Below are 25,398 nucleotides of genomic sequence, written 5' to 3'. Positions count from 1 at the left end.
GAGGCTTTTTGATGATTCAATACGGCTATACGATTTTATACGTTGAAGACACTGCACGGACGCTGACATTCTATCGAGACGTTCTTGGCTTATCCGTCAAAGCGGAGCACGGGAGTTACATCGAGTTCGAAACCGGTCAGACGACACTCGCCTTCAATACGCGTGAAGACGTGCAACAGTTGATTCCGGAATACAGGATACCAAGCGGAAAAACACAACAGACGTTAGAGATTGGTTTCATCACGGATGACGTTCTGGCACTTTTTCAAAAAGTGGAAGCCGCAGGATACGAAACCGTGCTCGCTCCCGTTGAAAAACCATGGGGACAAGTCGTCGCCTATGTCCTCGACCCCGATGGACACCTGATCGAACTTTGTACGCCAATGTAATCTAAAAAAACAGACCGTTCTGCCTGTGCAGAACGGTCTGTTTTGATATGCAGGAAAGAATTAGTTAGATGTTTCAACGAATTCTTTAAGTGCGTCTTTTGGCATGAAGCCCATTGTTTTGTTAACAGGTTGTCCATCTTTGAAGAGAACAAGTGTCGGGATACTTTGAACTTGGAATGCTCCAGCTACTTCTGGGTTTGCATCCACGTCAACTTTGACGATTTTTACATCTTGCATGTCAGCATCGAGTTCTTCAAGGACAGGTGCGAGCATGCGACATGGTCCACACCATGTTGCCCAAAAATCAACAAGGACGAGTCCTTCTTGTGTTTCTTCTTTAAATGATTGGCTAGTTGCGTGTACGATTGCCATTGATCATAACCTCCTAATGAGTAGATCGACCCGGTAAAAAAATGGGTGATCTCTTTATTGATTCGAGTATATCATAGCAGTCTCTTCCAACAAACGAAACTGCTCACGTGCAGAATTCGTAAAAAATAACCGGTACCATCAGCATGGCACCGGTGTATCCACTCATCCGTGAACGAGCATTTTTTTTAATTCAGCTGTCAATAGTGGCACGACATCGAACAAATCTCCGACAATCCCGTAGTCCGCGACAGAGAAGATATTTGCTTCCGGGTCTTTATTGATCGCAACGATCACTTTTGCATTCGACATCCCTGCTAAGTGTTGAATCGCGCCTGAGATCCCGCATGCGATATAAAGGTCCGGTGTAACGACTTTACCTGTCTGACCGATTTGAAGCGCATAGTCGCAGTAATCCGCATCACAAGCACCACGCGAAGCACCAACTGCTCCTCCAAGGACGTCTGCTAGTTCTTGTAACGGTGCGAATCCGTCCGAACTCTTGACGCCTCGTCCACCTGCGACGATCACTTTTGCCTCTGATAAATCAACGCCGCCTGTTGCTTTACGTACGATGTCTGCGACGATCGTCCGTAAATCCTTCAGTTCAACTGTAACCGACTCAACCGTTCCTTGTGAACTACCTGCTTCGAGTGGATCGATGTTGTTAGGACGGACCGTAAAGAGAGTCTTGCCTTCTGAGACTTTGACTTTCTCAAATGCCTTCCCTGAGTAGATCGGACGGATGAACGTTGCTTCCGCGCCCTCCCCTTCAATCGCCGTCACGTCACTGATTAGACCCGCTTGCAGTTTTGCCGCGATTTTCGGTGATAGATCCTTGCCGAGCGACGTATGCCCGAAGACGAGCACATCAGGTGATGTTCGGTTCATCAACTCGAGGAAAACTTGTCCGTATCCGTCTGGTGTGTAGTGCAATAACCGTTCATCCTCGACGACAAGTACCTGATCTGCCCCGCGTGACGCCAGTGCTTCCGCATCTTTTGCGACATTGTGTCCAATCAGGACTGCGATGACTTCGTCAGCGACACGTCGCGCTGCTGCGATTGCCTCAAACGACACATTCCGTAAACTGCCATCCCGTGATTCTGCGAGTACTAATGCTTTTGTCATTCGTTTCTCCCCCTTAGACCACTTTTGCTTCGTTGCGTAATAATGATGCGAGCTGTGCGACTTGCTCGTTCAGTTCACCTTCAAGGATCTTACCGGCTGCTTTGTTCGGTGGTAAGAAACGTTCGATTGTTTCTAGACGTGGTGCGAGTTCATCTTCATCAAGTTCTAAATCATCAAGTTCCAGTTCTTCTAGCGGCTTTTTCTTCGCTTTCATGATCCCTGGAAGACTTGGATAACGTGGTTCATTCAACCCCTGCTGCGCAGTGACGAGTAACGGAAGTGTTGTTTCAATCGTTTCCGTGTCCCCTTCAGCATCGCGTGTGACGACAGCCTTTGTACCGTCGAGCTCCAGTTTCGTGATCGTCGTCACGTAAGGAATATCAAGCAGTTCTGCGACGCGTGGTGCCACTTGACCACTTCCGCCGTCAACTGCGACGTTTCCAGCGATGATGAGATCGACTGTCTGTTCCTTCAAATAACCAGCAAGCACTTCAGAAATCGTGAAATGATCTGCCTCTTCGATATCGTCCTCGATTGAGATGCGTACTGCTTGATCCGCTCCCATCGCGAGTGCTGTTCGTAACTCCTTATCCGCATCTTCCGGACCGACCGTCACGACCGTCACCGTTCCCCCTTGTGCATCACGGACACGAATCGCTTCTTCTACCGCATATTCATCGTATGGGTTAATGATGAACTCAGCGCCATCCTCATCGATTTGACCATTCTCGAGTTGGATAGCTTCTTCCGTATCGAATGTGCGTTTCAACAGTACATAGATTTCCATCTCATGCTCCCCCTTATCGTCTATTCACCATCATTCTTTGTATCCGCTTACATGATTGTTTTCATGAAAAGGGCTTAACTCAGCCCTTTGATCAACATCCGATGAATCCCGTCGCGTGTCTCAAGCAACTCATATTTGAATCCACTTGCCATCCAGCTCGTCACGACCTCATCGATTGTTCCGAAAATCATCTGACGTGCTAAACGATAATCGAGTTCGTTTGAAAACTCACCTGTCGTCATCCCGTGCTTGACGACACGGTCAATCAGATGCAGGTAGGGTTTCAAGACGGCGGCGATATTTTGACGCATGTCTTGATTGGATTGACGTAACTCGATTTGCGTGACGACAGCCAAATCATAATCGACGGATAATTGCTCAAGATGTGCCTCGATCAATGCTGCCAATTGTTCCGTTGCTGTCGTACGGCTCGCGATTTGTCCTTCGGAATATTCGATGAAGCTTCCCATTTTCGCTTGGAATAGCGAAATCAAGAGATGTTCTTTATTCTTGAAGTACAGATAAATCGTCCCATCCGCAACCCCGGCTTCCTTTGCGATGGCAGTCACCTTCGCCCCGTGGTAGCCGTTTTTAGCGATGACTTTTACGGCGGCATCAATGATGCGGTCACTCTTTGACATTGTTCGTTTCATTCCACTATCTCCTAACGCATAAAATGAATGATGGTTCATTCATATTTATTCTATCATGCCATTTCATCCTGTCAACTGCTTTCTTCGAGTTGTTTGGCACGTTCTTCTTCAACGAGAACACGGCGGAGAATCTTCCCAACGAACGTCTTCGGTAACTCTTGCCGGAATTCATACTGCTTCGGCACTTTGAACGATGCTAATTGCTTGCGACAGAATTGATCGAGCTCTTCTTCCGTGACCGTCATCTCATCCTTGACGACGATGAACGCTTTGACGGTCTCTCCGCGGTAGACATCTGGAACACCGATGACGACCGCTTCTTTGACGGCTGGGTGTTCATATAGGATTTCTTCGACTTCACGTGGATAAATGTTGAATCCAGAAGCAATGATTAAATCTTTTTTACGATCGACGATTCGGAAGTAATGATCCTCACCGATATATCCAAGGTCTCCCGTATGCAACCAACCGTTTCGAAGTACCGCTTGCGTATCTTCTGGACGTTTCCAGTATCCTTTCATGACTTGTGGGCCTGTGACGATGATCTCACCAATCTTTCCAGGAGCAGCTGGTGTCTCTCCGTCTGCTTGGACGATTTTCGCTTGCGTATCGGGTACCGGAATACCGACCGTTCCAGGAATCCGACGATCCCAGATACAGTTCGTATGCGTCACCGGACTCGTTTCAGACAGACCGTATCCTTCAACGATCCGCCCACCCGTTAAAGCTTCGAATTTTTCCTGTACTTCAACAGGTAGTGGGGCTGAACCAGAAATACAGGCTTCAATCGAAGAGAGATCGTACTTTTTCAGCTTCGGATGATTCAACAGACCAACATACATCGTCGGTGCACCAGGAAATAAATTTGGTTTCTCCTTATGAATCGTTTTCAATACTTGTTCAATGTCGAATTTCGGAACGATGATTTGTTCATAGGCATTAAATATGCCGAAATTGAGATTACACGTCATTCCATAGACATGGAAATAAGGAACGACTGCTAACAGCTTCCGTCCATCTCCTCGATTATATTTATAGAACCAGTTGTCAATCTGTTCGACGTTTGCACTCAAATTGAAGTGTGTCAACATGACACCTTTGGGTGCGCCTGTCGTTCCACCCGTATATTGGAGAACCGCGACGTCCTCCTTCGGTTGAATCGCGACTGGTGTAATCGGCTCATAACCCCGCAAAGATAAAAACGGAATCGAACCTGTCGTATCGATGATGATGTTGTTATCTTTCCGTGCTTTAATCGGATACAGTTTATTTTTAGGGAAGGGAAGGTAATCCGCGATACTTGTCGTCACGACCGTCTTGAGCGTCGTCGCCGCCTTGACGCGTGACGCTTTCGGATAAAGTAGATCGAGCGTCACGAGTAGATGCGCTCCTGAATCAACGAGAATCTGCTCCAGTTCACGATCCGTATAGAGTGGGTTCACCTGCACGACGATACCACCTGCATAGAGAACCGCATAATAACTGATCATATATTGCGGGCAGTTCGGTAGCATCAGTCCGACGCGATCCCCTTTTTTTAGTCCGTGCTCTTGTAATAGACTCCCAAGGGCGCGGGCCTCATCACGTACTTCACGAAACGTCATACGTTTTCCTAAGAAACTTAAGGCACGTTGTTCTGGAAAATCGGTCGCCGCCTCATCGAGTGCCTGATAAAGAGGTAATTCTCGATAATCAATCGATGCGGGCACTTGCTCGGGATAATCAGATAACCAAACGGATTCCATACGTTTCCCTCCCAGATAATGAATTACTATTCATTTTTATTATACGTTGAATCGAATTCGACATGCCAGTAAAATCCAAAAAAAGAAATCAAATCTGCTTGTTTTTTTTCGATTCTTTCAATCAGGAATCATGATACTAAAAAAGCAGCACCTCCCTTTATCGTTTCCGAAAAAGAAGAAGCACTGCTTGTTAATAGGCATCACCGGGATGGATACGTAAATCCTTCTCCAATGACTTCGCGTACTTTATGAATAACGACGAAGGCGCGGGGATCCGCTGCTTCGACGATTTGTTTCAATGGTGCCAGTTGTCGCTTATCGACGATCATATACAACATATCATTCTTTTGTTTCGTGAAATGACCGTGGCTATGAATGACGGTTGCGCTACGTCCGAGCGTCTCCGTCAAGATCGTCGCAATCTCCTCTTGGCGATGACTGATGATCGTGACCGCTTCGCGGACATTCAATCCTTCGCTGACGAGATCAATCAAGTATGAGCCGATGATGATCGCAATCAACGTGTATAGCATCGTCTCTTCTCCGAAAAGGAACCCTGATGCACCGACGACCGCGACGTCGATGATGAACATTGAGACCGCGATACTGAGATTAAGATACTTATTCATCAATCGAGCGATGATGACTCCGCCACCTGTCGTTCCTCCCGCTCGAATGACGAGTCCGATTCCGACACCAATCAGAATGCCCGCATAGACCGTACCAATTAAACGGCTATCCGATGATGTCGCAAGATTTGCTGTCGAAGAGAGAACAAACGATGTGACGGCGACTGAAATGACGGAGTAGAGCATCGTCTTCCGGCTAAGGAATCGATATCCGACGATGAACAGTAACGCGTTCGCAAGCAGGGAGACAAGTCCTGTATCCCAGCCATAGAGATAGTAGAAAATAACCGTGATCCCGATTAATCCGCCTTCTGAAAGATCGTTCGGAATCGTAAAGTAGTTGATTCCAAAGGCGAGAATCGCCGATCCGATAATGACCCAGAAGATGTCCTTCCAAGAAATCAATTGCATCGCCTCAAAAGCACGGCGTCTCGTTTCTGTCGTTGTTGATGTTTTTCGTACGTTCATATGCGTTCCTCCTTTTTTGATTAGGCGTGGCTCAATAAAAATTCCGTACTGAAACGATGTCAGTACGGAATGATCACACGGTAAGACCGGTTCTTTTAATTAAATACAATCCAAAGGATACCGACGATCAAAAAGGCGATCGAAACCCCAAACATGATTTTCGCTAAACGTTCTAACACGAATTCACCCCACTAACGCTGATCCGATGACGTAGGACATGCCGATTGATAAAGCGCATGAAATGATACCGACAGCAATGTTGCCGTTCTCGATTTCACGGTCTACCGGCAAATTCGGTGTCAGGAATTCAAAGATCCAGTATGTCGATATCAACAGTAAGAAGCCAAAAGCACTTTCAAGAAATATCGACCCGACCCGTTCTTCTCCTTGCACAGCGAAATGAACGATATTGGCGAGTCCGATGATTTTTCCACCTGTTGCTAACGCAACGGCGATGTTGCCACTCTTGATATGTTCCCAGTTTTTATACCGGGTTGTCAACTCAAAAAGTGCAAGTCCTAAAATGATCAGTAATCCCGCGACCGAATAGAGCGCTGTCGTATAGACATAGACGTTCTCAAAAATGTTCATCTTGCTTTCCTCATTTCAGTTCAATGATCGTCACACCGTGTCCGCCTTCACCTTGACCACCTAAGCGGTGACCTTTGACGTGACGATGACCTTTCAAGAATTCTTGGACACCTTGACGCATCGCTCCCGTACCCAGACCATGGATGACACGAATATGGTCGTAGTTCGATAACAAAGCTTGGTCCATAAAGCGTTCGAGCTTCGATAATCCTTCTTCAACACGGACGCCACGTAAATCCAGTTCAGCTGAAGGCGCCGATTGTTTCGTCACGCTTGTACCACCAGAACGCCCTTTTGTTTGAGGACGTTTTGGAGTACTGCCGATTTTCGCAAGATCTTCCGGTTTGACGTTCACCTTCATGATGCCGACTTGAACGGTGTACTCGCCGTTCGCCTGTTGGTTGATGATGTAGCCTTTTTGATTAAAGGTCGTGACTTTGACTTCTTCTCCTTTATCAAAACGTGGCGTTTGATCGTATTTCGCTTTTACTTTAGCAATCCGTTTCTCTTGCAGACTCGGCTTCGCATCTTCCAGTTTTTTACGTGCCTCGATCAATTCATGCTCTTTGACGGCACCAGCATCACGCAATTCTTTCAAACGTTTAATGACGCCTTCCGCTTCTTTTTGGGCACGTTCGACTGCACGTGTTGCTTTTTCTTCCGCTTTTGCTAGAATCTCATTCTTCTCTTCTTGAATCTCTGCTTGTTCTTGCTCGAATTGCTCACGCTCTGCAACGAGTCGCTTCTTCTCTTCTAGCAACTGAGCCTCTAACGTTTCAGCACGCTGTTTCGCCTCTTCCAGTCGTTCGATCATCGTCTCGACAGACTGTGCGTCACTACCAATTTGACCACGTGCCGCGTCGATGATCCGGTCTTCGAGTCCGAGACGTTTTGAAATCTCGAACGCGTTTGAGCGTCCGGGTACACCGATGAGTAAGCGATACGTCGGACTGAGTGACTCGACATCAAATTCCATCGATGCATTGACGACTCCTTCTCGATTATAGCCGTACGCTTTTAATTCCGAATAGTGTGTCGTCGCTGCAACACGTGCTCCGCGGCGTTTCACTTCATCAAGAATCGCGATCGCTAGGGCAGCCCCTTCTGTCGGGTCCGTTCCCGCCCCTAATTCATCAAACAGCACCAAACTCATAAAATCGATTTTCTCCATCATCGAGACGATGTTCGTCATGTGCGAACTGAACGTCGACAAGTTTTGTTCAATCGATTGTTCATCCCCGATATCGGCATAAATCGCATCGAAGACACTGAGCTCCGTCTCATCTGCTGCCGGTACGTATAGTCCTGATTGCACCATCAATTGCAGAAGACCGATCGTCTTTAAGGTAACCGTCTTACCACCGGTGTTCGGACCGGTGATGACGAGTGATGTAAAATCGCCACCTAGCGAGACAGTGATCGGTACGACTTCATCTTTCGGGATGAACGGGTGTCGAGCTTCCTTCAAAATGATATGGCGATTTTCATTCAAGCGTGGCTCGACCGCTCCGATCTGATGACCGTACAATGCTTTCGCCATGATGAAATCAAGTTCTGCTAATACATCAAGATTGATGCGCAGCGAATCACCGACACTCCCGACAAGTGCTGATAATTGGGCAAGGATTCGTTCGATTTCCGCCCGTTCTTTCAAACGCGCTTCTTGAATCTCGTTGTTCGCAGAAACGACAGCTTGCGGTTCGATGAATAACGTCGCACCGGACGCTGACTGATCGTGGACGATCCCACCGAACGCTTGACGGTATTCTTGTTTGACCGGGACACAGTAGCGATCATTTCGCATCGTCACGATGGCGTCAGACAGCATCTTTGCTTTACTGCGTAAGACGTTATCGATTTTTGAACGGACCTGTCCTTCGAGCGAGCGTAGCTGACTGCGTAACGCTCGTAATTTATCACTTGCCGAATCTTGGACAGTTCCTTGATCGTCAATAGCATGTCGAATCCCTTGTTCAATCTCAACGAGCTTTGTGATTTGTTCGATGCGGCTATCGAGGCGCGGTAATCGTAAATCCGCATGGTCTTCATGTAGTCGTTCCTGGAACGCCTTCACTTGACGTCCCGAATAGACGACGTCTGCGACGGATAGAAGTTCACTCGTCGAGAGGACCGAACCGATTTCTGCTCGTTTGACTTCACTCCGAACGTCCGTCAATCCACCGAACGGGTAACGGTCACGTAATCGGTAAACCGTTGTTGCTTCCGTCGTGACAGCTAACAATTCCTTGACCTGTTCGAACTCTTCCGCCGGACGCATCGCTCGGACGAACTGTGCTCCGAGTGAACTGGCCGTGAAGGCTAACATATTTTCTTTTAATTTTTCATATTCTAAGACGCGTAATGCGTTGGCATTCATTTAATCCACTCCTAAACGTTTTCGACCGAAGAATTCAACTGCTGCTTCAGCCGTCCACGTATTGATGACATCAGACGCCTCCAAATAAGCTTTACGAGCATGGAGGACTCCAAGTTTCATATCTTCTAACATTTCTGGTCGGTGTGTATCCGTATTGATCAAAATTTTCACACCAGCAGCCTTTGCTTTCGCCAAGGAACTTGCTGTCAAATCAAATCGTGCCGGGTTGGCATTCATCTCAAGCGCAGTTCCTGTCTCGGCTGCTAGTTCGATCAATTGATCGACGTTGACGGCATAGCCCTCTCGTCTACCGATGATTCGTCCCGTCGGATGGGCAATCAAGGAAACATAAGGATTACGACAAGCATTCTCGAGCCGCTGCATGATCTCTTCTTCCGTCTGATCGAACTTTGAGTGAATCGAGGCGATGACATAATCCATTTCTTTTAAGAAATCATCTGCATAATCGAGTGATCCATCAGGCAAGATATCCATCTCGACACCACATAAGATCGTCATCTCAGGATGTTTCTTGCGTGCTGCTTCAATTTCGACACGTTGCGCACGTAGACGCTCTTCCGTCAATCCATTGACGAACTTCATATATTTACTATGGTCGGTAATCGCCATCCATGTATACCCTCGTGCAGCACACGCATCGACCAGTTCTTCAACAGATAATGTGCCATCTGACCATGTCGTATGCATGTGCACATCGGCTTGAATATCCTGTTCCGTCAAAAGGCGTGACAAATCCTGCTCGAATTCGTGTCGTCCTGCACGTAATTCAGGGGCGATGAACGGTAAATCATACCGCGCAAACAATTCTTCTTCCGTCTTCGGCTGCACTAAACCGTTCTCTGTCTCAACGCCATATTCAGAAATACTTTCCCCTCGCTCTTTCGCAAGTTGGCGCATTCGCACATTGTGATCCTTCGAACCTGTGAAGTGATGTAAGGTGGATGCATACGCCGCATCATCAACGATTCGGAAATCAACCGCGATATAATGAACGTCTCGTTTTAAGACGAGCGATACTTTTGTACTACCGGCAGCGATGACTTCATCGATGAGCGACAGTTCCAAGAGTTGCTCTTTGATCCGTTCTGGTTCGTTCGTCGAGAGAATGAAATCAAGATCCTTGCACGTCTCCTCTGCTCGACGGAAACTTCCCCCTACTTCAAACCGAATGATTGCATCAAACGATGCAATTGTCTGATTTAATTCAGCGACGACCTTTCGCATGACACCATATGGTAATCGTTCCGGTCGTGTTTCAAACGTTTCAAGTGCTTTAACATATTTCTCGACCGTCTTTTTGCCGAATCCAGGCATCGCCTCGACTGTACCATCTGCCAATTTCTCCGCAAAGGAATCTGCATCAATGACGCCGACTTCATGCAGTTTAGCGAGCTTTTTACCACCAAGACCCGGAATTTTTAGTAAAGCAATCAGTCCTTCCGGAACTTCTTGTTCGAGTTCCGTTAGTGCCGTACTCGTTCCCGTTTCCCGGTATTCCTCTAGAACAGCAGCCGTTCCTTTACCAATCCCCTTCATCGCCGTGAAATCCTCGATCGCCATGAAGTCGGCATCAGACGCTTCGAGGATACTTGCTGCTTTTCGGAAAGCATTGATCTTAAACGGGTTTTCCCCTTTAACCTCTAGGTAGACTGAAATTCGTTCCAAGTGACGCATTGCATCTTGAATCGTACGCATGTGCAATTCTCCCCTCAAAAAAAGCTCCCATTTAACGGGAGCATGTTTATTTTATCAATCCAACTTGATCCATCAGCCAATTCGCAAGAAGCGGTGTGTGTTGGATGATGAAGCTTGCTAAACTCGAGTCTGCGATCGCATCCTGTATCGACTGAATCGGAACGAATGCCGCTAAGAACAAGAGCAAGAAGATGAAGATATACATCTCGATGAAACCAAAGACGCCACCTAACAATCCTTTGACTTGTTTTAAGATCGGGACATTTGTCAACGAATCAAACATCGACAATAAGATCGCTAAGATGATTTTTGTACCGAAGAACAGGACGACGAACCAAAAGGCTTTGTAGAACACCTCGTCGAGTCGTGCTGAACTTGGAATTGCAAACATCGTCAAGTCGATTCCCGCATCATCTAGTGTCGACGGATACGGTACCCACAAACGGAATTTCGTCGCCAGTTCCTCATAGAACGACAAGGCGACGATGAAGGAAATGATCAGGCTGAGCAAATGCCCGGCCTGCAATATGACTCCCCGTCGGACCCCTGTCATGACACCTAAGGCGAGAAGTAATAAAATAACGAGAGAAATCATAGTTTATAGTTCACCCAAATTCTTTTTGATTTTTACATAATCACTACCAATATTAAGCGCCGCTAGGACGGCGATTTGACGAACGTCGAGTTGTGGAGCTTGTTCTCGGATTTCTCGAATTTTCGTATCCACGAGGAGACCCACTTCGCGTACGTGTTCTGGCGACTCCGTTCCGACAATCGTATAATCATTGCCTGCGATATGAATCGTCGTCCGGTTCAACCCTTCTGAATCAGCCATTTTTCTGTCCTCCTCATACTTTGCTTCTTTCATATAGTACCATCATTTTCGTTTTAGGAAAAGAAGTCCCCCATCGGTCTTAAGGATGGTATGCTTAATCCCGGAAAGGGAGGTTATCTCGTGGGAACTACCGTTTTACGCTTATCTAAAGAAAAGCAAGACCTCGTCATACAAGAGTTTAAACAAGGACAGACGAAGAGTCCACCATATGCCCGCTTCGCCGCCAAAGTACCTGGATGTGTCATCACGATTTATAATTCTGGAAAAGTGATGTTTCAAGGAACAAAAGCAGAAGAGATCGCCGCACGTTTTGGTACGGCTACGCCGACCAAATCGAAAGAACCACTTGTTTCATCGTTACCGAATGGTTTTGCAGAATGGTCCGTCGCTGGCAGTGACGAAGTCGGGAAAGGCGATTTCTTTGGTCCACTCGTCGTCGTCGCTTCCTTCGTCGATCGAAGGCAGATCGCACTTCTTCACGAACTTGGTGTTCGGGACTCAAAATATCTGAACGATACCGAAATTCGTCGGATTGCTCACGATCTCCATGCCGTCATTCCGTATACGTACCGCATCCTACACAATCCAGAATACAATCAGATGCAACGCACGATGACACAAGGAAAGATGACCGCTCTGATGCATAATGATGTACTTGAGCGACTTCTTGACCAACTGGAGACAAAACCAGAAGCGATTTTGATTGATCAGTTCGCTGAAAAGACCGTTTACTACAAACACTTGTCTGGTGTCATCAATCCCGTTCGAGAAAATGTCTACTTCTCGACCAAGGCGGAACAACTCCATGTCGCCGTCGCTGCATCATCGATCATCGCTCGTGCCATTTTTCTGAAGGAAATGGACAAGTTAAGTGAAACAACAGGTGTCGTCATTCCGAAAGGTGCTGGCGCGAAAGTCGATCAGGTCGCTGCTTCACTGATTTTACGTCATGGCGCTGACAAACTACGTGACTGGACGAAAGCCCATTTTGCAAATACGAAAAAGGCACAACAACTAGCTACGAAACGAAACCGACCATGACCTTAACGGAATGGTCGGTTTTTCAAATGACGGATTCTCCTTCAGACAACCGTTCTAGTTCCGCAAGCAGTATGTGTTTTTCATTAAAAGGGATCGCTTTTGCACCGATTCGTTCTACCTCATCATGACCCTTCCCGATGATGACGATGCGTTTCCCTTCGTGCGCTAGATGCGCTGCTTGTACGAGTGCTTCATGACGGGACATATAACAACCAATTAACCGATTTTTTGGAATATCAACGATTAACTCATCGATGATTTGATTCGGCGCTTCTGACCTTGGATCATGGACCGTCGCGATGATGTGTTCACAATATCTACCCGCGATTCGTCCCATCTCCGCTCGTTTTGTTCGATCACGTTCTCCAGCTGCACTTAAGACGACCGATAGCGACTCCCCGGAAGAAGTGAGTGCCTGTAAACATTTTTCTAGACCATCCGGTGTATGGGCATAGTCGAGATAAATCTCGCAAGGTGCCCAGTCCAGCCGTTCGAGTCGTCCTTTCGGCAATTCCAGTTCTGGAATATGACGAATCAATGCGTACAGATTGGCATCACCCGCTCGAAGTAATCCCATCGCTGCGGCTAAATTCGCCGCGTTGAATTCACCTAGTAAAGCTGTCGGCACGCGTGTCGTCGTTTCGTCGATCCGCACATTGACGGTGTCCGTCAACCATTCAACCGCGATCTGTGACGTACGGTGTGGCTGCGTCGTATACCAAATGACAGGTTGCAAAGGTGCAGATTTTCGCATGACACGACTCCATCCATCTTCTCGATTCAAGACGATCGCTCGACCATTTGACGCGGCGACTTGTTGAAACAACAAAGTTTTCGTCTTGGCATAATCCTCCATGGAATGATGGTAATCCAAATGATCATGCGTCAGGTTCGTAAACGCTGCCGAGTGGAAAGACACTCCCTCGACTCGACCTTCAGCTAGCGCATGAGAAGACACTTCAATGATGCAATCAGTCACGCCCTTTTCAACCATTTCATACAACAGTCGATGTAAGATGATCGCTTCGGGCGTCGTATTCGGCGTCTCGATGAGTTCCTCATCAATTCGTGCGCCGACCGTGCTAATCATGCCGGCTTTTACTCCTGTCGCCCGAAAAAGATCGTACGCCAATTTCGTCGTCGTCGTTTTTCCGTTCGTTCCCGTTACTCCATAGACACGTATTTTTTGACTCGGGTGATCGTAAAAACGATTAGCGACTTGACCTGCGAGGCGCTTTGTATCTGGTACGGTGATGACTGGAATCGGACAGTCGGAAAACGATCGTTCAGCTAAAATTGCTACAGCACCGTTCTCGATCGCTTGATTGATATAATCGTGACCATCAACGGTGTAGCCGTTGATACAGATAAATAATCCGTCCGATGTGATTTGCCGTGAATCGGTGGCGATATTCGTGATGATTGGATTGATTGCTTCATTGATGTTGATTGGCAATAATTCAGTCAGAAGCTTCGCTAGTCGATTCATGATGTACTCTTCCCTTCTTCTCTCTATGTCCAAATAACCCAGTCTACTTGTCGAAAGAGCAGTCGCTTAATGTTTCAAGTAAATCAAATACTCTTTTACGGAACATACCCCGTTTGAAGGTTGCTTAATCTTTTCATTCGATAACATCATTTATGTTAGAGAAGGAATGACAGTCTTTCACCTTGCACATCTTAATCGGCTTTGATACACTCTTAAAGTTAACTAGTTAACTAAAGGAGAAATAAAATGCTCTATACACAAGAAGATGTTCTCGGACAATTATCAAAAGTCTCACGTCTCGTCAAACGAGAGATTGATGCTACTTTGCTTCCATACTCGTTACACACGGGTCAATGGGCATTAATTAAAGCAGTTGCATTACTACAACCTGTTTCACAAGTCCAATTGGCCAATTATCTAATCATTGAAAAACCAGCTGTGACGAAAACTGTCTCACGTCTTGAGACGCTTGGTTTCATCACTCGGACGAAAGAAGGACGAACGCACTTTGTCTCGTTGACACCTCTAGCCATCGAACGTTTCGATCAAATCGACGCTGCGGTCCAAAAGACCCATCAACGATTACTCGCCTCCTTCTCCCTCACCAATCAGCAACAGCTCGGTGAATGGATGACACACCTACTCACTCTACATCGACAGGAGGAATCTTCATGACCGCTCGATTATTCTCGCGTCATTACGTCATGACGCTCATCATTAATCTATTGCTCTTCATCACGTTTTATTTATTAAATGCCTCACTTCCTTTACTCGCTGCTAAACAGTTTCCAGTTTCCGCTTCAGCACTCGGGTGGATCGTGACGAGTTTTATCCTGGCAACCGTCTGTTCTCGACCATTGATTGGTCACTGGTTGGATCGTTACGACTTAAAGCGCATCCTGATGATCTCTGCCAGTCTCTTTACAGTCATGAGTATCTGCTACATGCTCGTTCTACCTTTGGAATCATTTTTTTATCTAATCATCATCCGTATCATCCACGGGTTTAGTTTCGGAATGTTATCTTCTTCGATTAGTCTCGCCGTTACGACATTGATTCCAAAAACACGTCAAGGTGAAGGGATGGGCTATTTCGTCCTATCGATGAACTTGGCATCCGTCCTCGGTCCTGTCATTGGTCTTGCCTTTATTCAAGAAAAAGCATTCGTTTTGTACTTCGTGACAGTTGCTGCCCTAGCAGTCATCGCCTTGTTGTTAATGACACGTCTACCGCTGACGAGTCAACATGTTCCAAGCACGTCCGCGTTTCGTTTAAGTCAGTCCCTCTTCTTATCGCGTCCGCTTTTGTTAGTAGCAACTCTGTTGGCAGGCGTTGCGATTTCTAGTACATCAGCGTTTATTTCACTGTATACGGACTCAATCGGACATGTCGCATATGCTTCTTATTTTTATGCGTTAGTCGCTCTCGGGATGGTCGGGATTCGACCGATTGCTGGGAAACTGTTCGACCAGCGAGGTGCCGCATTCGTGTTGTTGCCATCGTACGCCCTATATATGATGGGTTTTGTCATTCTCGGCATGTATCCATCATTTGCTGGTTTATTGACTGCTGCTATCATCATTGGTATCGGTTCTGCGTCCATCTTCCCGGGTCTTCAAACGGTCCTATTGAACTTCGCACCTCCTGCACAGAAAGGGAAAGCCATCTCGACCTTTTTCCTTGCTTACGATACAGGTTTTGGAATCGGTGCCTTGATTCTTGCTTCTGTCGCAAGCGGTATCGGCTATTCCAATATGTTCTTGTCCTGTAGTCTGATCGTTCTCGTAAGTGGTCTACTGTATTTCATCTTTACGAAACGACAAGCTGCGTCATCTGAAACAGAAGAACTTGCTTCTTGAATCTGTCGTCAAACGAAAACAGCCGCCTTCCTCTGAAAGGAAAGCGGCTGTTTATTTATTCTGATTATGCGCGAAGTTCCGCATTGAACGATTCTTTCACTGCATCAACGACTCGCTGTTGCGCTGTCGTGATTTCTTCATCAACTAATGTCCGTTCTTTGTTTTGATAACGGAGGGAGAAAGCGAATGATTTTTCATTCTCTCCAACATTCTCACCTGTATAGACATCGAACAATTCGATTGTCTGAAGAAGTGGACCGGCTGCTTCCGTCATGACATCGACGATAGATTGTGCCGTCACTGATCGCTCGACGACGATTGCTAAGTCACGTGTCATCGATGGGAAACGTGAGATTTCCGAGTAGACCTGCTCTTCTTTCGTACGTAGTGCCATTGCCTCTACCTCGAAGACGTACACTTCTTTTAGACCATACTGTTCTTTTGACAGACCAGGATGCACTTGACCGACGAATCCGATCGCTTCTCCGTCAAGCAGAATGCGTGCCGTCCGTCCTGGGTGCATCGAAGGAATGCTCGCTGTCTCGAACGTCAACGTGACACCGACTGCAGTTGCGAGCGTCTCGACGATTCCTTTCATGACGAAGAAATCCGTTTTAACAAGTGTTCCGTGAGCACGATGTTGTTCTGAGACACCAACAGCGACGCCACCGATCATTTCTTGTTCGATCGGAAGTGTCTCAAGTGACGCATCTCGTTGCAAATAGACGCTGCCGAGTTCATAAAATGCGACATCGGCATGCTGTCGTGCGACGTTATGCTGCGCGACTTCAAGAAGTCCTGGAATGAGTGACGTCCGTAGTGTCGAACGGGCTTCACTGATTGGCATTGCCAGTTTGACTGGGTGCAAATCTTCTCGTTCATTGAATTGCATCGCGCGTTGTTCGCTTGTCAATGAATACGTAATCGCTTGCGAAAGACCCGCTCCCTGCAATGTCCGGCGTAATTGACGACGGTGGATGTTCCGTTTTGGTAAGAAACCACGGCTCGCTTCAGACGGTAAGCTTGAAGTCAGTGCATCATATCCATAAAGACGAGCGACTTCTTCCGCTAAATCAGCTGGAATTTTCAAGTCTTGGCGGCGCGTCGGTACGCTGACCGTCAAGGCATCACCCGACAACTCAACACCAAGACCAAGACGCTCGAGTAACGTTTGCATGACCGTTCCTTCGATTTCCATACCAAGACGGTGATTGATGTACGAGACACTCGCTTCAATCAAGTGATCATCAAGCTCAAGCGTTCCGGCTTGAGCGACACCCGCTTGAACCGTTCCACCCGAGAGTTCAGCAATCAAAGCTGCTGCCCGATCGAGTGCTAACAAGACACGACGTGGATCAACACCTTTTTCAAAACGAGCACTCGAGTCCGAACGAAGCCCAAGAACACGGCTCGTCTTCCGGACAGAAATCGGTGCGAAGTAAGCTGATTCTAAAATGATCGATGTCGTGTTTTCATCGACTTCAGTATTCGCTCCGCCCATGACACCAGCAAGCGCGACCGGGCGTTCACCGTCTGTGATGACGAGCATCGAAGAATCGAGCGTCCGTTCGACTTCGTCGAGCGTCGTGAACGATTCCCCTGCGCGCGCTTGACGCACGACGATCCGTTTGCCGAGTTTTTCAGCATCGAACGAATGTAGCGGTTGACCTGTCTCAAGTAAGACGAAGTTCGTAACGTCGACGACATTGTTGATCGGACGAATGCCGTTCGCGATCAAGCGGTTTTTTAACCAAGTCGGTGATTCTTGAATCGTCACGCCTTGAATTTCTCGTGCTGCGTAGAACGGGCAGTCCTCTGAATCAAGCGTCACGTCGACTGTCGTCGCAGTTCCTGCTTCTTTGACTTCAACGACCGGAAAAGTCGGTGTCGTATCATAAAGCGCCGCCACTTCGTGTGCGACACCATACATGCTGAGGCAGTCCGACCGGTTCGGGGTCAATCCAAGTTCGAGGATTTCATCGCGTAGACCGAGTAATTCTAGAACATCTTGTCCCGGTGTGACGGGTTCACGGAACGTATGGATTCCGTCTTGCTCATCTTCTCGGATGTATTTCTTTTCGAATCCGAGTTCTTCGAGTGAACAGATCATCCCTTCCGAGACGACACCGCGCAATTTGGCACGTTTGATTTTAATACCCGGTAAGCGAGCTCCGACACGCGCGACGATGACATCTTGTCCGGCTTCGACGTTCGGCGCACCACATACGATTTGGACCGGTTCGTCTTGTCCGATATCGACCGTCGTGACGTTCAATTTATCTGCTTCTGGATGTTTTTCTTTCGTTAACACACGTCCGACTACGATGTTGTTTAACGCTTCATCCCGGACATCGACACCTTCGACTTCGATTCCGCTCTTTGTAATCAAATCAGCCAAGTCTTGTCCTGATGTGTGACTGACATCCACATATTCGTTTAACCATTGTTTTGAGACTAACATCTGCGTTCCCCCTTAAAACTGTTCGCTGAAGCGAACGTCATTCGTATAGAAGTGACGAATATCATCGACACCGTATTTCAACATGGCAATCCGTTCGATACCCATCCCGAATGCGAAACCTGACATTTTCGTGCTATCATACTCAGCCATTTCGAGAACGTGAGGATGAACCATTCCCGCACCCAGAATTTCAATCCAGCCTGTCTGTTTACAGATGTTGCATCCTTTACCGCCACATTTGAAGCACGAGACGTCGACTTCGACGGACGGCTCTGTGAACGGGAAGAAACTTGGGCGTAAACGGACTTCACGTGCTTCACCGAACATCTGCTTCGCGAAGGCTTCAAGCGTTCCTTTTAAATCTGCCATCGAAATCGATTCTCCGACGACGAGTCCTTCGACTTGCATGAATTGGTGCGAGTGCGTCGCATCGTCTTCGTCTCGACGGTAGACTTTACCTGGGCAAAGAATGCGAATCGGTTCACCTTTAGAAGCAAGCATCGTCCGTGCTTGAACCGGTGACGTATGCGTTCGCATCAAAATTTCTTCCGTGATGTAGAACGAGTCTTGCATATCACGTGCCGGGTGATCCTTCGGTAAATTCAACATCTCGAAGTTGAACAGATCTTGCTCGACTTCTGGACCTTCGGCAATCGTATAACCGAGTCCGACGAAGATGTCTTCAATCTCATCCGTCACCTGTTGCAAGAGGTGCGCATGACCGACCTTTTTTGGACGTCCTGGTAACGTGACGTCAATTGCTTCCGCTGCCAGTTTCGCATCCATTTCTTGTTGTTTGACAGCTGTCAGACGTTGTTCCAATTGCTCTTGGATCGCTTGACGGACCGTATTCGCGATCTCACCGACGACTGGTCGTTCTTCCGCTGATAACTTTCCCATTCCTCGTAATACTTCTGTGATCGGTCCCTTTTTCCCGAGATACTTGACTCGGACATCATTGAGATCTTTTTGTGTTGTTGCCTGATCGACTAATGTCAACGCTTCATCGCGTAATGCTTCTAATTGCTCGCGCATCTTTCCCACTCCTTTAGTTGAAGATATAAAAAAACGCCCCTCCGGCAAATGCCGAAGGGACGATGTAAACACCGTGGTACCACCCTTGTTTGACTTTTCAATCGAAAAGTCCTCCAATTGCGCGATAACGGGCGCATCCCGTCACGATCTCTCGTGCGACTCCGGAGTGAATTCGGTTAGCAGATTCACGAAGCAGTTTTCAGTCTACGACCGCTTCTCCCTGATTGAATCGTTCCCTAACGTACTCTGTTCCATCAACGTCCATGATGTATTCCTGATGTTCACTTTAGCATGAACGCCTGTTGGTTTCAATCCACGCTTGCAAAATGATAGAGCAAAATGCCTGCCGCTACTGCCGCATTCAATGACTCCGCTTTACCACGGATCGGGATGTAGGCACGCTCATCACAGTACGAGAGTAACTCTGGCGCCACGCCTTGTGCTTCGTTCCCGATAATTAAACCGAGTGCATCCATCGGTGCGATCCCTTGATAAGACGTCGCTCCTTCTAACGCCGTGCCGATTACCGCAATCCCTTGTTCATGCAAGGCATTGACTGCCTCTTCGAGTGGCATGGAGATGACCGGTAGGTGGAACAGCGATCCTTGCGTCGCACGGATGACTTTTCCGTTATAGACGTCAACTGTTCCCGGTCCGACGACGACACCATCGAATCCAGCTGCGTCAGCAGTCCGAATCATCGTCCCGACGTTCCCTGGATCTTGCAGACGATCGAGCAACAAATAGCGTCCTCGCTCTAATTGTGCCGAAGCTTGTTTCATCTCACAGACAGCGAAGATGCCTTGCGACGTTTCCGTTTCAGCCAGTACTTTGATGACGGCTTCATCAATCGTAAAGACATCGGCATTTCGTTTCCAAGAACCGGGTACTTGATACGATTCACGCACGATCAATTCCTTGACGATTCCAGCGCGAACAGCCTCTTCAATCAAGTGTTCTCCCTCAATCAAAAAGCGATTCGTCTGCAGACGTCCTTTTTTCGTTAAGAGTTTTTTCCATTGTTTAACGATTTCGTTCTTTGCTGATGCGATATGCTTCATTATTTTATTACCCCTCGTAGATCGCTTGGACAGTCTCCGCATCAAGACGTTTTGTCACAGCAACGACTAAATCGACGGCTGCTTCGAAATCGGCTTTATGCATGATTGAGACGTTCGTGTGCAGATAACGAATCGGTACAGTCAATGCAAGTGATGGAACACCTGTATTCGATAAGTGGAACTTCGCTGCATCCGTTCCGCCACCTGGAGTTAAGTCCAGTTGATATTTGATATTTTCTTCTGTTGCGACTTTCGTCACGAAATCGATCAATCCACGATGTGCGATCATCGACGCATCGAACATGATGACTTGAACGCCTTCACCGAGTTTCGATAATGCTTCACGATCAGTCATTCCTGGCGTATCACCTGGGATACCTGTATCGACAGCAAAGGCGATCGATGGTTTGAGTAGATGTGCGACGGTTTGAGCCCCACGTAACCCGACTTCTTCCTGAACAGTTGCTCCCGCGAAAATCGTATTCGGATGTCCGTCTGCTTTTAAGCGTTTGATTGCTTCAATCGCAATAGCACAACCAATCCGGTTGTCCCACGCTTTTGCCATCAAGAAGTTCTCATTTTTCATCACAGTAAATTCGCAATGTGGAACGACCGTATCACCTGGACGAATTCCCCAACCGTCGACTTCGTCTTTTGATGAAGCACCGATATCGATGAACATTTCTTTGATGTCGACCGGCTTATTGCGCGCTTCCGGTGGTAAAACATGAGGTGGTTTTGCACCGATTACACCTGGAATGACTTCACCAGATGACGTCACAATATTCATACGCTGTGCCAAGAGAACCTGACCCCACCAACCGCCGAGTGGTTGGAAACGAAGGAATCCTTTTTCATCAATCTTCGTGACCATGAATCCGACTTCATCCATGTGACCAGCAATCAATACACGTGGTGCATCTTCGCCTGCGCCTTTATGTTCAGCAAAGAGACTACCGAGACCATCCTGGTGGAATGCTTCTGCATGAGGTTCTAAATATTCACGCATGAGGCTCCGGACTTCTTTTTCGTTTCCCGGTACACCTGTTGCGTCCGTGAGACGTTTTAGCATATGTAATTGTTCGTTCATCTGATTTCCTCCTTAGTAACCGTTGTCTTGTCGCACATGGTTTGCTTCATTTTTAGAAATGTAAGCCTTGAAAATCATATCCTGTGTAAAGCCTAGTGTAGCACCTAATGCAAGGTATGCACCAATCAGAACATCATAACTTTGTTCCGTCCGCGAAATCGCGAAGACGTTCGTTTTGTTATAGACGTCTAAAAAAGCATCCGTTGCCGTTAAATAGAAGTCACCTTCTGCAAAATGATTCTTCTTATACTCAAGTGCTAGACCTAGTGAGAGTAGAAAATGGACGCCATCGACATATTCCTCAAGAATTGTGACTTGAGCGGATGGTCCCTTCTTCGACCAGAACTTAAAGCAACGTGTCTCGTTCGCAAGTTCACCGAGCTCGACCAATAAGGCGAGCAGACGCTCGTCGAATTGATTGCCTGTCAATTGATGTTCTGACTGAATCCGTTTATCCAACTGTTCTTGCATCTCAAAAAGTGTCAACCAATCCATCTTTAATTCTCCTTCTATCTAAAAAAATCATATGACCGTCTCATCGACGTGCCTTCTTATTTTATCATTAAATCGAAAAAACGTCGGAGAATTAAATTCCCCGACGAATTGTAGAACTTAAGCGTTCAATTTTGCTTTTGCTGTGTCAGCAAGTGAAGCAAATGCAGTTGCATCTGTAACTGCGAGGTCAGCGAGCATCTTACGGTTAACGTCGATACCTGCTAATTTAAGACCATGCATCATGCGGCTGTAAGAAAGACCGTTGATACGTGCTGCCGCATTGATCCGAGTGATCCAGAGGCGACGGAAGTCACGTTTCTTTTGACGACGGTCACGGTAAGCGTACATGAGAGATTTCATGACTTGCTGTTTCGCAACCTTGAAGAGTGTATGTTTCGAGCCGTAGTAGCCCTTAGCTAATTTGAGTTGTTTTTTACGACGTTGACGAGTCGTATATCCGCCTTTTACGCGTGGCATATAAATTCCCTCCTAAATCTGTATACGATTGGATAAATTACTTCGCGATCATGTGACGGATGCGTTTGAAGTCACCCGTAGATACCATGCTAGCTTTACGTAATTTACGTTTCGCTTTTGTTGATTTGTTACCGAACAAGTGGCTTGTGTAAGCACGACCACGTTTCAATTTGCCAGAAGCAGTACGTTTGAAACGTTTAGAAGCACCGCGGTGCGATTTCATTTTAGGCATGAGAGATTCCCTCCTACTTCGATTCGATTAGTCTTCTTTCTTAGGAGCAAGCACGAGGAACATGCTGCGTCCTTCCATCTTCGGTCTCTGTTCCACAACACCGAACTCACTTAAATCCGTTGCGAGGCGTTCGAGAACGCGTTTACCGATTTCCGAGTGAGTGATGGCACGACCGCGGAAACGAATGCTCGCTTTCACTTTGTTACCATTCTCCAAGAATTTCTTCGCATTACGGAATTTCGTTTGGAAGTCGTTCTCCTCGATCGTCGGGCTAAGACGAACTTCTTTCATCTGAATCACTTTCTGATTCTTCCGAGTTTCTTTGTCCTTCTTTTGCATCTCGAAACGGTATTTACCGTAGTCCATGATCTTACAAACTGGCGGCGTCGCTTGTGGAGCGACCATGACGAGGTCAAGTTCCGCTTCCTCTGCGAGACGTAGCGCTTCGTTGCGTGATTGGACACCTAGTTGAGCACCATCCGCTCCGATAAGACGAACTTCCCGGGCACGGATGCTTTCATTGATTAACAGATCTTTGCTAATGGTTAGCACCTCCATCGTGCAATGCACGAAAAATGAATGATAGAAAACGCTATAAAAAAAGCGTCGGCAGTTCTTCCCGCCCACACTCATAAGGAACGTCAAGGCATAGCAATCGCTACACATTGCGTATCTTCATGATGAACCAGTACGAGTCGTCATACATGGTGAGAAGCGGGATGCTTCTGCTTTGTTGTCATTTCACTTTGCTATCATAGCACTTGTTTTCCCGTGATGTCAAGCCGCTTTCTATGTTCTTACAGAACGTTGCTCACATACTTGATTATAATAGCAATCCTTTAACGGATAAGCAAGAAGTTTCTAACCTGTTTTTCACGGGTACACTCTTTACATGGAAAAAAGATTCAGAACATTCGCAAGCAAAATTGTTTATTTAGAATGATTATTGTTTTATAATCAATTTAATCTTACATAAGGAGGAGAATAACAGATGACTGAAAAACGATTAACGACCAATCAAGGTGTACCGATTGGAGACAACCAGAATTCACGTACTGCTGGACGTCGCGGACCGACGCTATTAGAAGACTATCAATTAATTGAAAAGATGGCCCATTTCGACCGGGAACGTGTTCCTGAGCGCGTCGTACATGCTCGTGGATTCGGTGCTCACGGTGTCTTCACTGTGAAAAACTCGATGAAAAAGTACACGAAAGCTGCGTTTTTACAAGAAGAAGGGACAGAAGTTCCTGTCTTCGCCCGTTTCTCGACTGTTATTCACGGCACGCATTCTCCAGAGACACTCCGCGATCCACGTGGATTCTCTGTCAAGTTCTATACAGAAGAAGGAAACTGGGATTTCGTCGGGAACAACTTGCCTGTCTTCTTCATTCGTGACGCCATGAAGTTCCCGGATATGGTGCATTCGCTTAAACCAGATCCACGCACGAACATTCAAGATCCTGACCGTTACTGGGACTTCATGACACTTCGACCGGAATCAACGAATATGCTCATGCACCTCTTTACGGATGAAGGAATTCCTGCAAGCTACCGTAAAATGCGTGGTTCTTCCGTCCATTCATTCAAATGGGTGAACGCTCATGGCAATACGGTTTACGTCAAATTACGCTGGGTACCGAAAGCTGGTATTCATAATCTCTCAGCAGAAGAAGCGACAGAGATTCAAGGAAAAGACTTCAACCATGCTTCAAACGATACGTTCCAAGCGATTGAAGATGGCGATTACCCGGAATGGGATCTGTTCGTACAGGTGCTCGATCCGGCTGACGTCGATCAGTTCGATTTCGATCCGCTCGATGCGACAAAGGATTGGTTTGAAGATGTTATCCCGTTCCAACACGTCGGTACGATGACATTGAACAAAAATGTCGATAACTATTTCGCTGAAACAGAATCAGTCGGGTTCAACCCAGGTGTCTTGATTCCAGGGATGTTGCCATCTGAAGATAAGTTGTTACAAGGTCGCTTGTTCTCTTACTCGGACACACAACGTTACCGTATCGGAACGAACTACCAACAACTTCCGATCAACTGTCCGTTCGCACAAGTGAACAACTATCAACGCGACGGCGCAATGCCAGTCGGTCAGCAAACGAGTCCGGTGAACTACGAACCGAACCGCTATCAAGAAGAACCTAAGGAAACACCAGAGTACACGGAAGAAAATCAACCGTTGCTTGATGATAAACATGGTCGTCTCGAAATCGAGAAGACGAATAACTTCGGTCAAGCCGGCGAAGTATACCGTCGTTTGACAGAAGACGAGCAAGCAGCCCTTCTGAAAAACCTTGTTAATGATCTCGAGCAGGTTCGTCATGAAAACACGGTCTTGCTTGCAATCTGTAACTTCTACCGTGCTGATGCTTCACTCGGTCAGAAACTATCAGAAGCGCTTCAAGTCGATATCGAACCGTTCTTACAACAAATGCGTTCATAACGTAAAA

The 25,398-nt window shown here is 47.0% G+C and carries 25 protein-coding genes; 5 read left to right on the top strand and 20 right to left on the bottom strand.

The annotated features are described in order from the left end of the window. The first annotated feature begins 8 nt into the window (after positions 1–8). Positions 9–389 (top strand): VOC family protein, encoded by a 381-nt coding sequence (locus tag ACHWTJ_RS04890; RefSeq protein WP_394679210.1) that lies wholly within the window; start codon positions 9–11, stop codon positions 387–389. A gap of 60 nt (positions 390–449) precedes the next feature. On the opposite strand, the gene trxA is transcribed toward ACHWTJ_RS04890, so the two are convergent. The 11 genes from trxA to zapA form a co-directional block, all read right to left on the bottom strand. Further along, entirely contained in the window at positions 450–761 is a 312-nt protein-coding gene (gene trxA, locus ACHWTJ_RS04885; RefSeq protein ID WP_023468994.1) for a thioredoxin, read from the bottom strand. 162 nt (positions 762–923) lie between these two features. Then, positions 924–1,889 (bottom strand): electron transfer flavoprotein subunit alpha/FixB family protein, encoded by a 966-nt coding sequence (locus ACHWTJ_RS04880; protein ID WP_394679209.1) that lies wholly within the window; start codon positions 1,887–1,889, stop codon positions 924–926. A gap of 13 nt (positions 1,890–1,902) precedes the next feature. After that, complete coding sequence (locus ACHWTJ_RS04875; RefSeq protein WP_294750990.1) at positions 1,903–2,676, bottom strand: electron transfer flavoprotein subunit beta/FixA family protein; 774 nt, start codon at positions 2,674–2,676, stop codon at positions 1,903–1,905. Between the two features lie 74 nt (positions 2,677–2,750). After that, positions 2,751–3,329, bottom strand: coding sequence for a TetR/AcrR family transcriptional regulator (locus tag ACHWTJ_RS04870; protein ID WP_294750987.1), 579 nt, complete (start codon positions 3,327–3,329; stop codon positions 2,751–2,753). Positions 3,330–3,400: 71 nt separating this feature from the next. Continuing rightward, positions 3,401–5,074 carry an AMP-binding protein gene (locus ACHWTJ_RS04865; protein WP_394679208.1) on the bottom strand — a complete coding sequence of 558 codons (1,674 nt, stop codon included), beginning with the start codon at positions 5,072–5,074 and terminating at the stop codon, positions 3,401–3,403. 200 nt (positions 5,075–5,274) lie between these two features. After that, on the bottom strand, positions 5,275–6,171 hold the full coding sequence (locus ACHWTJ_RS04860) for a YitT family protein (RefSeq protein ID WP_294740446.1): 897 nt from the start codon (positions 6,169–6,171) through the stop codon (positions 5,275–5,277). Between the two features lie 183 nt (positions 6,172–6,354). Beyond that, positions 6,355–6,762: a DUF350 domain-containing protein gene (locus ACHWTJ_RS04855; RefSeq protein WP_023469001.1), complete on the bottom strand. Its 408-nt coding sequence runs from the start codon at positions 6,760–6,762 to the stop codon at positions 6,355–6,357. A 10-nt stretch (positions 6,763–6,772) separates the two neighbouring features. Next, positions 6,773–9,139, bottom strand: a complete 2,367-nt coding sequence (locus ACHWTJ_RS04850; protein ID WP_394679207.1) for an endonuclease MutS2 — start codon at positions 9,137–9,139, stop codon at positions 6,773–6,775. Then, positions 9,140–10,855 (bottom strand): DNA polymerase/3'-5' exonuclease PolX, encoded by a 1,716-nt coding sequence (polX, locus tag ACHWTJ_RS04845; RefSeq protein ID WP_294750979.1) that lies wholly within the window; start codon positions 10,853–10,855, stop codon positions 9,140–9,142. Between the two features lie 46 nt (positions 10,856–10,901). Then, a complete protein-coding gene (locus tag ACHWTJ_RS04840; protein ID WP_294740443.1) occupies positions 10,902–11,450 on the bottom strand; it encodes a CvpA family protein in 549 nt (182 codons plus the stop codon). 3 nt (positions 11,451–11,453) lie between these two features. Then, on the bottom strand, positions 11,454–11,690 hold the full coding sequence (gene zapA, locus ACHWTJ_RS04835; RefSeq protein WP_029342308.1) for a cell division protein ZapA: 237 nt from the start codon (positions 11,688–11,690) through the stop codon (positions 11,454–11,456). Between the two features lie 120 nt (positions 11,691–11,810). Here zapA and rnhC point away from each other — a divergent pair, with 120 nt between their 5' ends. After that, positions 11,811–12,731 carry a ribonuclease HIII gene (gene rnhC / locus ACHWTJ_RS04830; protein WP_294740442.1) on the top strand — a complete coding sequence of 307 codons (921 nt, stop codon included), beginning with the start codon at positions 11,811–11,813 and terminating at the stop codon, positions 12,729–12,731. Positions 12,732–12,753: 22 nt separating this feature from the next. Here rnhC and ACHWTJ_RS04825 read toward each other — a convergent pair whose 3' ends face one another. Further along, positions 12,754–14,220, bottom strand: coding sequence for a UDP-N-acetylmuramoyl-L-alanyl-D-glutamate--2,6-diaminopimelate ligase (locus tag ACHWTJ_RS04825; protein ID WP_394679206.1), 1,467 nt, complete (start codon positions 14,218–14,220; stop codon positions 12,754–12,756). 246 nt (positions 14,221–14,466) lie between these two features. On the opposite strand from ACHWTJ_RS04825, the gene ACHWTJ_RS04820 reads away from it, so the two are divergent. Both ACHWTJ_RS04820 and ACHWTJ_RS04815 read left to right on the top strand, forming a co-directional pair. Beyond that, entirely contained in the window at positions 14,467–14,895 is a 429-nt protein-coding gene (locus ACHWTJ_RS04820; RefSeq protein ID WP_394679205.1) for a MarR family winged helix-turn-helix transcriptional regulator, read from the top strand. Continuing rightward, a complete protein-coding gene (locus tag ACHWTJ_RS04815) occupies positions 14,892–16,079 on the top strand; it encodes an MFS transporter (RefSeq protein WP_394679204.1) in 1,188 nt (395 codons plus the stop codon). Before ACHWTJ_RS04820 ends, ACHWTJ_RS04815 begins: the two co-directional genes overlap by 4 nt. A 64-nt stretch (positions 16,080–16,143) precedes the next feature. On the opposite strand, the gene pheT is transcribed toward ACHWTJ_RS04815, so the two are convergent. From pheT to infC, 8 genes are all read right to left on the bottom strand, one after another. Further along, complete coding sequence (gene pheT / locus ACHWTJ_RS04810) at positions 16,144–18,540, bottom strand: phenylalanine--tRNA ligase subunit beta (protein WP_294740438.1); 2,397 nt, start codon at positions 18,538–18,540, stop codon at positions 16,144–16,146. A 12-nt stretch (positions 18,541–18,552) separates the two neighbouring features. Beyond that, positions 18,553–19,575 (bottom strand): phenylalanine--tRNA ligase subunit alpha, encoded by a 1,023-nt coding sequence (pheS, locus tag ACHWTJ_RS04805; RefSeq protein WP_035396564.1) that lies wholly within the window; start codon positions 19,573–19,575, stop codon positions 18,553–18,555. Between the two features lie 308 nt (positions 19,576–19,883). Beyond that, a complete protein-coding gene (locus ACHWTJ_RS04800) occupies positions 19,884–20,669 on the bottom strand; it encodes a TrmH family RNA methyltransferase (RefSeq protein WP_394679826.1) in 786 nt (261 codons plus the stop codon). Then, positions 20,644–21,726 (bottom strand): M42 family metallopeptidase, encoded by a 1,083-nt coding sequence (locus tag ACHWTJ_RS04795; protein ID WP_294740436.1) that lies wholly within the window; start codon positions 21,724–21,726, stop codon positions 20,644–20,646. The genes ACHWTJ_RS04800 and ACHWTJ_RS04795 overlap by 26 nt, the downstream gene beginning before the upstream one ends. A gap of 12 nt (positions 21,727–21,738) precedes the next feature. Further along, complete coding sequence (locus ACHWTJ_RS04790) at positions 21,739–22,221, bottom strand: dUTP diphosphatase (protein WP_053454017.1); 483 nt, start codon at positions 22,219–22,221, stop codon at positions 21,739–21,741. Between the two features lie 117 nt (positions 22,222–22,338). Continuing rightward, complete coding sequence (rplT, locus tag ACHWTJ_RS04785) at positions 22,339–22,698, bottom strand: 50S ribosomal protein L20 (RefSeq protein ID WP_012371057.1); 360 nt, start codon at positions 22,696–22,698, stop codon at positions 22,339–22,341. 37 nt (positions 22,699–22,735) lie between these two features. After that, positions 22,736–22,930: a 50S ribosomal protein L35 gene (gene rpmI / locus ACHWTJ_RS04780; protein WP_023469015.1), complete on the bottom strand. Its 195-nt coding sequence runs from the start codon at positions 22,928–22,930 to the stop codon at positions 22,736–22,738. Between the two features lie 27 nt (positions 22,931–22,957). Further along, a complete protein-coding gene (gene infC, locus ACHWTJ_RS04775) occupies positions 22,958–23,488 on the bottom strand; it encodes a translation initiation factor IF-3 (RefSeq protein WP_029342318.1) in 531 nt (176 codons plus the stop codon). 433 nt (positions 23,489–23,921) lie between these two features. Here infC and ACHWTJ_RS04770 point away from each other — a divergent pair, with 433 nt between their 5' ends. Continuing rightward, positions 23,922–25,391, top strand: coding sequence for a catalase (locus ACHWTJ_RS04770; RefSeq protein WP_023469017.1), 1,470 nt, complete (start codon positions 23,922–23,924; stop codon positions 25,389–25,391). Positions 25,392–25,398: the final 7 nt, after the last annotated feature.

The organism is uncultured Exiguobacterium sp., from assembly GCF_964277885.1.
GTDB lineage: Bacteria > Bacillota > Bacilli > Exiguobacteriales > Exiguobacteriaceae > Exiguobacterium_A.
The sequence above is the reverse complement of the archived record's forward strand: the minus strand, read 5'-3'. Positions and strand labels throughout refer to the sequence as shown.

Bases quoted from the DNA above. Each gene is read 5' to 3' on its own strand.
- ACHWTJ_RS04870 (WP_294750987.1), bottom strand. From the start codon at position 3,329: ATGAAACGAACAATGTCAAAGAGTGACCGCATCATTGATGCCGCCGTA.
- infC (WP_029342318.1), bottom strand. From the start codon at position 23,488: ATGGAGGTGCTAACCATTAGCAAAGATCTGTTAATCAATGAAAGCATC.
- ACHWTJ_RS04850 (WP_394679207.1), bottom strand. From the start codon at position 9,139: ATGAATGCCAACGCATTACGCGTCTTAGAATATGAAAAATTAAAAGAA.
- ACHWTJ_RS04815 (WP_394679204.1), top strand. From the start codon at position 14,892: ATGACCGCTCGATTATTCTCGCGTCATTACGTCATGACGCTCATCATT.
- rplT (WP_012371057.1), bottom strand. From the start codon at position 22,698: ATGCCACGCGTAAAAGGCGGATATACGACTCGTCAACGTCGTAAAAAA.
- ACHWTJ_RS04770 (WP_023469017.1), top strand. From the start codon at position 23,922: ATGACTGAAAAACGATTAACGACCAATCAAGGTGTACCGATTGGAGAC.
- ACHWTJ_RS04875 (WP_294750990.1), bottom strand. From the start codon at position 2,676: ATGGAAATCTATGTACTGTTGAAACGCACATTCGATACGGAAGAAGCT.
- ACHWTJ_RS04840 (WP_294740443.1), bottom strand. From the start codon at position 11,450: ATGATTTCTCTCGTTATTTTATTACTTCTCGCCTTAGGTGTCATGACA.
- rpmI (WP_023469015.1), bottom strand. From the start codon at position 22,930: ATGCCTAAAATGAAATCGCACCGCGGTGCTTCTAAACGTTTCAAACGT.
- ACHWTJ_RS04795 (WP_294740436.1), bottom strand. From the start codon at position 21,726: ATGAACGAACAATTACATATGCTAAAACGTCTCACGGACGCAACAGGT.
- ACHWTJ_RS04790 (WP_053454017.1), bottom strand. From the start codon at position 22,221: ATGGATTGGTTGACACTTTTTGAGATGCAAGAACAGTTGGATAAACGG.
- zapA (WP_029342308.1), bottom strand. From the start codon at position 11,690: ATGGCTGATTCAGAAGGGTTGAACCGGACGACGATTCATATCGCAGGC.
- pheS (WP_035396564.1), bottom strand. From the start codon at position 19,575: ATGCGCGAGCAATTAGAAGCATTACGCGATGAAGCGTTGACATTAGTC.
- ACHWTJ_RS04825 (WP_394679206.1), bottom strand. From the start codon at position 14,220: ATGAATCGACTAGCGAAGCTTCTGACTGAATTATTGCCAATCAACATC.
- ACHWTJ_RS04880 (WP_394679209.1), bottom strand. From the start codon at position 1,889: ATGACAAAAGCATTAGTACTCGCAGAATCACGGGATGGCAGTTTACGG.
- polX (WP_294750979.1), bottom strand. From the start codon at position 10,855: ATGCGTACGATTCAAGATGCAATGCGTCACTTGGAACGAATTTCAGTC.
- trxA (WP_023468994.1), bottom strand. From the start codon at position 761: ATGGCAATCGTACACGCAACTAGCCAATCATTTAAAGAAGAAACACAA.
- ACHWTJ_RS04855 (WP_023469001.1), bottom strand. From the start codon at position 6,762: ATGAACATTTTTGAGAACGTCTATGTCTATACGACAGCGCTCTATTCG.
- pheT (WP_294740438.1), bottom strand. From the start codon at position 18,540: ATGTTAGTCTCAAAACAATGGTTAAACGAATATGTGGATGTCAGTCAC.
- ACHWTJ_RS04820 (WP_394679205.1), top strand. From the start codon at position 14,467: ATGCTCTATACACAAGAAGATGTTCTCGGACAATTATCAAAAGTCTCA.
- ACHWTJ_RS04860 (WP_294740446.1), bottom strand. From the start codon at position 6,171: ATGAACGTACGAAAAACATCAACAACGACAGAAACGAGACGCCGTGCT.
- ACHWTJ_RS04865 (WP_394679208.1), bottom strand. From the start codon at position 5,074: ATGGAATCCGTTTGGTTATCTGATTATCCCGAGCAAGTGCCCGCATCG.